The organism is Actinotalea ferrariae (assembly GCF_019733465.1).
GTDB classification, from domain to species: domain Bacteria; phylum Actinomycetota; class Actinomycetes; order Actinomycetales; family Cellulomonadaceae; genus Actinotalea; species Actinotalea ferrariae_A.
The window spans coordinates 1-8,882 of the sequence record NZ_JACVQL010000125.1 but is presented as its reverse complement, the minus strand read 5'-3'; the positions used below and the strand labels follow the sequence as shown (position 1 = coordinate 8,882).

The following is an 8,882-nucleotide window of genomic DNA, read 5'->3' as shown; positions in this document are numbered from 1 at the left end:
GCGGCGGCCGGCGGCGGTCGCGACGCGACCGTCCACGCGGCGGCCGACGACGTCACGGGCGCCTCGGCCGAGGCCGTCGAGGTGACGCGATGACCCGCCGGATCGCCGTCGTCTCGGCCGGCCTGCGCCAGCCGTCGACGACGCGCCTGCTCGCGGACCGCATGGCCGAGGCCGTCGAGCGCGCGCTGCGGGCCGCGGGGCAGGACGTCACGACCGACGTCGTCGAGCTGCGTGAGCACGCGCAGGACCTCAACGCGAAGCTGCTCACGGGCTTCGGGTCCGCCGCGCTCGAGCGCGCGCTCGGGACGGTCTCGACCGCCGACGGGCTCGTCGCGGTGACGCCGATCTTCTCGGGTTCCTACGCGGGCCTCTTCAAGAACTTCTTCGACGTGCTCGAGGAGGGGGCGCTCGAGGGCATGCCCGTGCTCATGGGCGCGACCGCCGGCACGGCGCGTCACTCGCTCGCGCTGGACCACGCGGTCCGGCCGCTCTTCACGTACCTGCACGCGCTCGTGGTGCCGACCGGCGTCTTCGGCGCGACCGAGGACTTCGGCCGGTCGGCCGGCTCGACCAGCGAGGACGCCGTGCCCCTCGGGGCGCGCATCGACCGGGGTGCGCGTGAGCTCGCCGCCCTGGTCGCCGGACGCCCGCCTCGCGAGGCGGCGCCCGCGGACCCGTTCGCGCTGACAGTGGACTTCGAGGACCTGCTCCGCGGCTGAGCCCCGCCGCGGGCGGCCGCCGTCCTAGGCCGAGCCTGCCCGGACGGGCTCCGGCACGGCGACGAGCTCGACCGCGCGCACCCGGCCCCGGGACGCGCACACCTCGTGCGCCACGGCGAGCGCCGTCGTGTCGTCCATCGGCCGCACGTGCAGCGCGACGCCCGCCACGACGCCGGTCAGCACGGCGCCCGGCACGGGGATCGCGCCGGCCGTCGCGCGGCCCGCGGCGTCGTTCAGGAGCGTCCACGACGGCTCGGGTGCGAGCCCGCGGACGGCGAGCTCCGGCAGGCCGCGCAGGCCCAGGCCGACGGTGTAGGCGACGGACGGCCCGTGGTCCGTCGCCTCGACGTACCGGAGCGCCCAGCCGTAGCGCTCGATCTCGCCGCGCAGGGCGCTGGTCTCGTCGGGCCGGGTGGTGCGCGTCCGGCCGCGGGTGAGGGCGGCGGTCCGACGGATGAGCGACATGGAGGTCTCCACTCTCGACGGAAAAGGAAAGAGCGCGCTGCGGTGCAGCGCGCTCGACGGAGGGCTCGTCCTGGGAAAAGGATCAGGAAGGTCGACGCGACATTGTCTGCGTCCGACCGGCCCCCGTCGTGCGGCGCGTGACGACGCGGTCGCCGGGCGGGGACGTCCCGACCGCGCGGTCCTCACCAGCGACGACGTCGGCGGCGGCCCGGTTCCGTGTCATGGCCGCACCATAGCCCGGTCCCGGGAGGAAAAGAAGCCCGCGCAAATTCCGCGCGCGCACCGGTCGGCCGCCGGGCTTTTTTGCAATTCCTGCGGAGCGGGTTATGGTCGGCGATTCCCGCGGGAGCACGACGCGCCCCGCGACGGGTGGATGAGGTGTCACGGTGCGCTCCCTGGCGGTTCGGCGTCCCTCGGCCACGTGGTCGGCACGCACGAGGTCGGCACGATGGTGGCGCTTCATGGGTGCGGTGCTCGCGACGGGTGCTCTGGTCCTGCCGGCGGGCCCGGCGATCGCGGAGGAACGGGTCCACGAGGGCCGGCCGGCCGTCGGGGCGCAGTCCGTGAGCTCGGAGCGACCCTCCGCGCTCGAGATCGGCGTGGCGGCCGCCGCGCCCGTGCTGGCGGGTCTCGCCTCCGTCGCCGCGTGGCGTCGGGCGCGCGTGGTCGATCCCCGACGCCCGACGCCTGACGCTCGGCGCGCGACGCGCCGTCGGGCCGTCGGGCCGTGGACGCTCAAGGTCATCGACTTCCCCGCGCGAGAAGTGCTCAACGGTGCTCTACTCGCATCGACGCGCCCCTCACGTCCCCGGTCCACCCCACCGTCGGACGCGCGGCGCGCGGCGCGACCGACCGGACGCGCCGGGACGGACGTCGGCGCTGACGTCCGGGCGAGGCAGGAGTGGACGATGAAGAGCTCAGCGGTTCGATCCTCGGTCCTGGTGGCGGTCTCGGGCGTGGTGCTCGCGGCCTGCGCGCAGGGCACGACCAACGACGACGGCGGCGGCGGCGAGGCCGTCGCCTTCGACCCCGAGGCGGAGCTCAGCGGGAACCTCTCGATCATGGGGTTCGGCCTGACCGACGAGATCGGCGAGGTCCGCTACGAGGCGGCGCAGGAGGCGCTCGGCGACGACGTCGAGCTGTCCCTCGTCGAGGGCGACCTGGACATCCAGCAGTTCCTCTCGGCGGTGGCCGCCGGCGACCCGCCGGCGCTCGTCTACGCCAACCGGGACCAGATCGGCACGTTCGCGTCGCGCGGCGCGATCATCCCGCTCGACGCGTGCATCGAGGGCGAGGGCATCGACACGTCGGTGTTCCGCGAGCCCTCCCTCAACCAGGTGACGTTCAACGACTCCGTGTACGGCATCCCCGAGTTCAACCAGGTGCAGATCACGATGGCCAACGCGTCGCTGCTCGAGGCGGCGGGGCTCGGCATCGAGGCGGTGAACGGCTCCGACTGGGAGGCCGTCACGTCCGCCACGACGGCGCTGACCCAGGGGAACGGCGGCAGCCTCAGCGTGATCGGCTACGACTCCAAGCTGCCCGAGTTCCTGCCCCTGTGGGCGCGCAGCAACGGTGTCGACCTGCTCTCCGAGGACGGCCGGACCGCGCAGCTCGACGACCCGGCGGTGATCGAGGCGCTCGAGTTCGCGGTCGGCATCTACGACCAGCAGGGCGGCTTCGGAGCGGTCAAGGCGTTCCGCGACTCGGCCGACTTCTTCGGCGAGGGCAACCAGTTCGCGACGGGCGTGCTGGGCGCGATGCCGATGGAGAACTGGTACGTCAACGTGCTCAACGAGGTGTCGAGCGACGCGCCCATGGCGTTCGACTCCTACCGGTCCATGGACGGCGAGCCGATCGCGTTCGCGGGCGGCTCGGCATGGGCCGTCCCGGCCGGGACCGAGGACACGCAGGCCGCGGCGTGCCGCTTCATGCGCACGATGACCGCGACGGACACGTGGATGGAGGCCGCGCAGGCGCGCGTCGACGCTCGGGCCGAGGAGGGGCTGCTCTTCACCGGCCTGCTCACGGGCAACGCCGAGGCCGACGACCGGATCCGGTCCGAGCTCATGACCGAGGACGCCCCCGAGCCGTGGGCGTCGGCGATCGACGCGATCTACGAGGCCAACGAGAACAGCTTCACGTTCCCGGCCAACCCCGCCGACGCCGAGTTCAAGACGGCCTGGCAGGACGGCGTGAACCGTGTGCTCAACGGCCAGGCCACCCCGGCCGAGTCGATGGCGCAGGCGCAGGAGGAGGCGCAGGCCGCCCTCGACGAGGCGTGGGCCGAGTGGGACGACGACCAGGAGTGAGGCGGGCGTCGTGAGCGCCTCCACCTCGACCACGCCAGCGGCGGCCGGGCGGGTCCCACGGCCCGCCCGGCGCTCCGGTGGCCCCGCCCGCCGACCCGGGCAGCGGGCGACGGACCGCCGCGAGCTGCGCGGCGCGCTGCTCTTCATCAGCCCGTGGATCGTCGGGTTCCTGATCTTCACGCTGTGGCCGGTGCTCTACAGCGGCTACCTGTCGCTCACGGACTACGACGTCCTCACGGACCCGGAGTTCGTCGGGCTCGAGAACTACGAGCAGATGGCGCAGGACCCGAAGGTGCGCCTCGCGCTGTGGAACACCTTCTACTACACGGTGCTGCACGTGCCGTCGCTCGTGATCGTCTCGCTCGGCCTCGCGCTGCTGCTCAACCAGGCGGGACGCTCGGCCGGGTTCTTCCGGACGGCCTTCTTCCTGCCGAAGATGACGCCGCCGGTCGCCGTCGGCATCCTCCTGCTGCTGCTGTTCAACGGGCAGAACGGCCTGATCAACATGGTGCTCGGCTGGTTCGGCATCGACGGCCCGAACTGGACGACGGACCCGGACTGGGTCAAGCCCGGCCTGGTCCTCATGAGCCTGTGGGCGGTCGGCTCGTCGGTGATCATCCTGCTCGCGGCGCTGCGCGGCGTGCCGCAGGAGCTCTACGACTCGGCGCGGGTGGACGGCGCCGGCTTCTGGAAGCAGACGACGAAGATCACGCTGCCGATGATCAGCGGGACCGTCTTCTTCATCGTCGTCGTCAACACCATCGCGAGCTTCCAGACCTTCACCGAGGCGTACACCGCGTTCTTCGGGTCGGGCAACACGACCTACAGCAACGACGCCGCCCTCTTCTACGTCATCTACCTGTTCCGGCAGGCGTTCGAGTTCCTCGACATGGGCTACGCGTCGGCCCTGGCGTGGCTGCTCTTCGTGATCATCCTGGCCGTCACGGTCGTCCAGCTGAAGGTGTCCAAGCGGTTCGTCTTCTACGAGGGGGAGGACCGATGAGCACGTTCGCGGGCGTCCCCAGCTCGACCGAGAGCACCCGGCTCGAGAACGTCGGCCGGGCCGCCGTCGTCGGGAACCTCGGCGGCCTGCGGCCCGACCGCAAGCGACGCATGACGCCCGGCCGCATCCTCATCACGGCCGCGCTCGTCATCGCCACGGTGATCTTCATCTACCCGTTCATCTGGCTCCTGAGCGCCTCGTTCAAGCCGCGCGGGGAGGTGTTCGACAACAAGCTGATCCCCGACACGTTCACGCTCGAGAACTACCTGAACGTGTGGCAGGAGGCGCCCATGGCGCTGTGGCTGCTCAACACGGTGGTCGTCACGGTGCTCGCCGCCGTCACGGTCACGATCTCGAGCGCCATGGTGGCGTGGGGGTTCTCGTACTTCCGCTTCCGCGGGCGCGAGGCGCTGTTCGGGCTGGTCCTGGCGACGATGATGCTGCCCGGCGCCGTGACGATGATCCCGACGTTCCTCATCTGGAACTCGCTCGGCCAGGTCGGCACGCTCACGCCGCTGTGGGCGGGCAACCTCTTCGGCTCCGCCTTCTACATCTTCCTCATGCGGCAGTTCTTCAAGGGCCTCCCGCGGGACCCGTTCGAGGCGGCCAAGATCGACGGCGCCAACAACTGGACGATGTTCTGGAAGATCGCGCTGCCGCTGACGCGGCCCGCCGTCGTCGTCACGCTGCTGTTCGAGTTCCAGGCGGCGTGGACGGACCTCATGCGTCCGCTCATCTACCTGCGGGACTCGAGCACGTTCACCGTGCCGCGCGGGCTCAAGGCGCTCGTCGACCAGTACGGGTTCGGCGGCGAGTGGCACTGGGAGATCATCGTCACGGCGAGCGTCATCACGACCGTCCCGATGATCATCCTGTTCTTCCTCGGTCAGCGGCACTTCATCGAGGGCATCGCGACGACCGGCTCGAAGGGTTGACCCCGTGGCCGGTTGCGGGGCGCCGGGGCGCGATTAGCGTGGCGGGATGAGCTTCCCCAGCACCGACCCGCAGCCGGAGCAGACCCCTGGCCTCGAGCCCGGGGGCGGCGTGAACCCGGGGGACACCCCGCCGGGGGAGTCCTCGACGACCGGCGGCGTCAAGCGCGAGCAGCCGGACCTCCCGTCGGCCGGCGCCAACAAGGCGGTCTACGCGGTCATCCTGGGCCTGACCCTGCTGGGCGTCCTGACCTTCATCGGCTACGCCGTCGGCCTCATCGGCGGCTGACCCGCTCGTCCCCTCCCGTCCCGCTCCCCGGGCGCCCGCCCACCACGCCGAGGTCGACACCGGTGAGCGAGGTCGACATCCGCGGTTGTCGACCTCGGCCACGGATGTCGACCTCGGCGTGCGCGCGGGCGCGCGTCGGCACGCGCGGGGTGACGCGCCGGGGCGTCTTGGGGCGCGCGCGGCGCACCTGCAGCCGGGGTGTCAGGCCGGGCGGAGGAGGCCCGAGTCGAGGGAGACCGCCAGGTCGAGGGTGACGTAGCCGCGGTCCTCGAAGAGCACCGTGACGCGGTCCGCCTCGACGACGGAGACCGTTCCCTCACCCCACTCGCGGTGCACCACCGCCTGGCCGGCGCGCAGCGGCGCGTCGACGACCTCGGCGCTCGTGCCCGCGTCGCAGCTGTCGCACCGGCCGCACCGCTCCGGGTGCTCCTCGCCGAGCAGCTCGAGCAGCACCCGGCGGCGGCAGTCGGCCGTGTCGGCGTAGGTCCGCACGAGCTCCACGCGCGACCGGTCGACGGCCTGCCGTCGCTCGTGCTCCGCGGCGACGGCGCGGACCAGCGCGTCGACGCCCAGGGCGCCGGGGCGGGGGACCCAGCGCCCGTCGACCTCGTCGACCGCGCCGACCTGCGCGAGGGACGCGAGCGCCCGGACGAGCGTGCGCGACGACACCCCCGACCGTTCGGCCAGCTCGGTGCGCGTCAGCCCGGGCGGCCCACCGCCCTCACCGCTGGCGCCGCCCCCGTCACTGTCGCCCACGTCGCCGCCGTCGGCCGCGCGCCGGACCGCCGTGAGGACCTTGCGCAGCGTCGTCGGCCGCGGCGGGCCGCCCGAGCGCAGGTACTGGTTGAACCCGAAGTCGTCGGGCGTCCGGAAGAGCACCGCGACCGCGGGCTCGTCGTCGCGTCCGGCGCGCCCGGCCTCCTGGTAGTACGCGTCGAGCGACGGCGGCGGGCCCGCGTGCAGGACGAAGCGCACGTCCGCACGGTCGACACCCATCCCGAAGGCGCTGGTCGCCACGACGAGGTCGGCCGAGCCCGAGAGGAACGCGTCCTGAGCCTCCTCGCGCGTGGAGCCCGGCAGACCGGCGTGGTAGGTCAGCGCGGGGCGGCCCGCGTCGGTCAGGGCCTGGGCCAGCGCGTCGACGTGCGTCCGCGTGCGGGCGTACACGATGCCGGCGCCCTCGGTAGCGAGTGCCGCCTCGACCACCGCGGCGTCGCGCTCGTCGGCGCTCGCCGCGGCCCGCGCGCCCAGCCACACGTTCGGCCGGTCGGCGTCGTGCACGAGGACCCGCGGCTCACCGCGGCCGTCCACGCCCATGCCCAGCCGCCCGACGATCTCCTCGCGCACGTGCGCCGACGCCGTCGCGGTGAGCGCGAGCAGCCGCGGCCCGCCGAGCGCGCGCGCCGCGGCACCGAGCAGCAGGTAGTCCGGCCGGAAGTCGTGGCCCCACTCGCTCACGCAGTGCGCCTCGTCGACGACGAGCAGCCCGACGTCGGCCGCCGCGAGCGCCTCGACGACGGGCGGCCGGCCGAGCTGCTCGGGTGCCAGCAGCACGACGTCGAGCCCGCCCTCGCGGGCCGCCTCGAGCGTGCGGCGCTGCTGCGCCGGCGTGTACGCCGAGCTCAGCGCGCGCGCCCGCAGACCCACCTCCCCGAGGGCGTCGAGCTGGTCGCGCTGGAGCGCCAGCAGGGGCGAGACGACGACGGTGAGGCGGCCGGCGAGCAGCGTGGCGATCGCGTAGACGGCCGTCTTGCCGGCGCCCGTGCGCGCCACGAGCACCGTGTCGTGGCCGGCGAGACCCGAGAGCGCGTCGCGCTGGGCCTCGCGGAGCCGCGCGTCGGCGCCGAGCACCTGGGCGACGGCGTCGTCGAGCGGCATGCGCCCGCGCGGCTCCCTCGTGGCCACCGGCGTCGTGGGCGTGGGCGCCATCAGGGACGGACCGGCGGGGCGGGCTCGACGTGGACGGCCTTGAGGACGGTCATCGCGGACAGCAGGTCGGGCCCGTAGCCCGCACCCATGCCGCTGCCGCGGCGCGGGTCCGCCGACCCACCGGGAGCGCCGCCGAAGACGGCGTTCACCTTGACCGTGCCGACCTCGAGCTCGTCGGCCGCGCGCAGCGCATGACCCATGTCGTTCGTGAACACCGACGCCGCGAGGCCGTACTCGCCCTCGTTCGCGCGGCGCAGCGCCTCGTCGAAGGACGGCACGCGCACGACGGCCACCACGGGCCCGAAGGTCTCCTCGCGCAGCAGGGCCATCTCGTCGGTGCACCCGTCGATCACCGTCGGTGGGTAGAAGACGCCCGGGCCGTCGAGCGGTGCGCCGCCCGTGAGCACGCGCGCCCCGGCCTCGACCGCGGCACGCACGTGCTCGTCGACCACGGTCCGCTGCTCCGCGTCGACCATCGGGCCGAGGCGGGTCGCCTCGTCGGACGGGTCGCCGACGACCCACTCGCCCGCCACGCGCACCAGCTCGGCCACGAGCGCGTCCGCGACGTCGTCGTGCGCGTAGACGCGCTCGACCGCGGTGCACAGCTGGCCGCTGTTGACGAACGCGCCGAGCGCCACCTGTTCGGCCGCCCACCGCGGGTCCACGCCGGCGTCCACGAGCGCCGGGTCCTTGCCGCCGTTCTCGAGCAGCACGCGGCCGCCCCGTGCGCCGACGGCCGCGGCGATCCGGCGTCCGGTCGCGCTGCTGCCGACCTGGGCGACGAGCGCGACGCGCGGGTCCGCGACGATCGCGGCGCCCGTCACGCCGTCGCCGTTGACGACCTGGAGGACGCCGGCCGGGAGCGCGTCGGCGATGAGCCGGGCCATCTCCCAGCCGGGCAGCGCGCTGCGCTCGGACGGCTTGTGGACCACGGTGTTCCCGGTCACGAGCGCGGCCGCGAGGAGGCCCGCCGCGGCGGGGAAGGGGTCGTTCCACGGCGTGATGACGGCCACGACGCCGTGCGGCTCGCGGCGCACGACGTCGATCGCGGACGAGGCGCCCGCGAGGGTGCGGCCGGTCGCGCCGAGCCCTGTCGTCGCCGCCTCGCGCAGGATCGAGGCGGCCACGACGGCCGACTCGCGCGACTGGCCGAGCAGCCGGCCGGTGCTCGCGGTGAGCAGCGCGCCGAGCCGGTCGGCGGCGGCCTCCACGGCGTCCGCGGCGGTGGCGAGC

General features: G+C 73.9%; 8 protein-coding genes. 5 read left to right on the top strand and 3 right to left on the bottom strand.

Annotated elements, in window-relative coordinates:
• The first annotated feature begins 89 nt into the window (after positions 1-89).
• The gene (locus tag ICW40_RS10920; protein WP_221653856.1) at positions 90-719 is read left to right on the top strand and encodes an FMN reductase; all 630 of its coding nucleotides are present in this window, start codon (positions 90-92) and stop codon (positions 717-719) included.
• Between the two features lie 24 nt (positions 720-743).
• On the opposite strand, the gene ICW40_RS10915 is transcribed toward ICW40_RS10920, so the two are convergent.
• Entirely contained in the window at positions 744-1,184 is a 441-nt protein-coding gene (locus ICW40_RS10915; protein WP_221653855.1) for a DUF4262 domain-containing protein, read from the bottom strand.
• A 908-nt stretch (positions 1,185-2,092) separates the two neighbouring features.
• On the opposite strand from ICW40_RS10915, the gene ICW40_RS10910 reads away from it, so the two are divergent.
• From ICW40_RS10910 to ICW40_RS10895, 4 genes are read left to right on the top strand one after another with little or no spacing between them, the layout of a single operon-like run.
• A complete protein-coding gene (locus tag ICW40_RS10910) occupies positions 2,093-3,496 on the top strand; it encodes an extracellular solute-binding protein (protein ID WP_221653854.1) in 1,404 nt (467 codons plus the stop codon).
• Positions 3,497-3,506: 10 nt separating this feature from the next.
• On the top strand, positions 3,507-4,499 hold the full coding sequence (locus ICW40_RS10905; protein ID WP_221653853.1) for a carbohydrate ABC transporter permease: 993 nt from the start codon (positions 3,507-3,509) through the stop codon (positions 4,497-4,499).
• On the top strand, positions 4,496-5,434 hold the full coding sequence (locus ICW40_RS10900; RefSeq protein ID WP_221653852.1) for a carbohydrate ABC transporter permease: 939 nt from the start codon (positions 4,496-4,498) through the stop codon (positions 5,432-5,434). The genes ICW40_RS10905 and ICW40_RS10900 overlap by 4 nt, the downstream gene beginning before the upstream one ends.
• 46 nt (positions 5,435-5,480) lie before the next feature.
• Positions 5,481-5,720 carry a DUF6480 family protein gene (locus tag ICW40_RS10895; protein ID WP_221653851.1) on the top strand — a complete coding sequence of 80 codons (240 nt, stop codon included), beginning with the start codon at positions 5,481-5,483 and terminating at the stop codon, positions 5,718-5,720.
• Between the two features lie 201 nt (positions 5,721-5,921).
• On the opposite strand, the gene ICW40_RS10890 is transcribed toward ICW40_RS10895, so the two are convergent.
• Both ICW40_RS10890 and ICW40_RS10885 read right to left on the bottom strand, forming a co-directional pair.
• The gene (locus ICW40_RS10890; RefSeq protein WP_221653850.1) at positions 5,922-7,649 is read right to left on the bottom strand and encodes a RecQ family ATP-dependent DNA helicase; all 1,728 of its coding nucleotides are present in this window, start codon (positions 7,647-7,649) and stop codon (positions 5,922-5,924) included.
• The coding region (locus ICW40_RS10885) for an aldehyde dehydrogenase family protein (RefSeq protein ID WP_221653849.1) at positions 7,649-8,882 on the bottom strand (1,234 nt) is incomplete at its 5' end. The genes ICW40_RS10890 and ICW40_RS10885, both read right to left, overlap by 1 nt.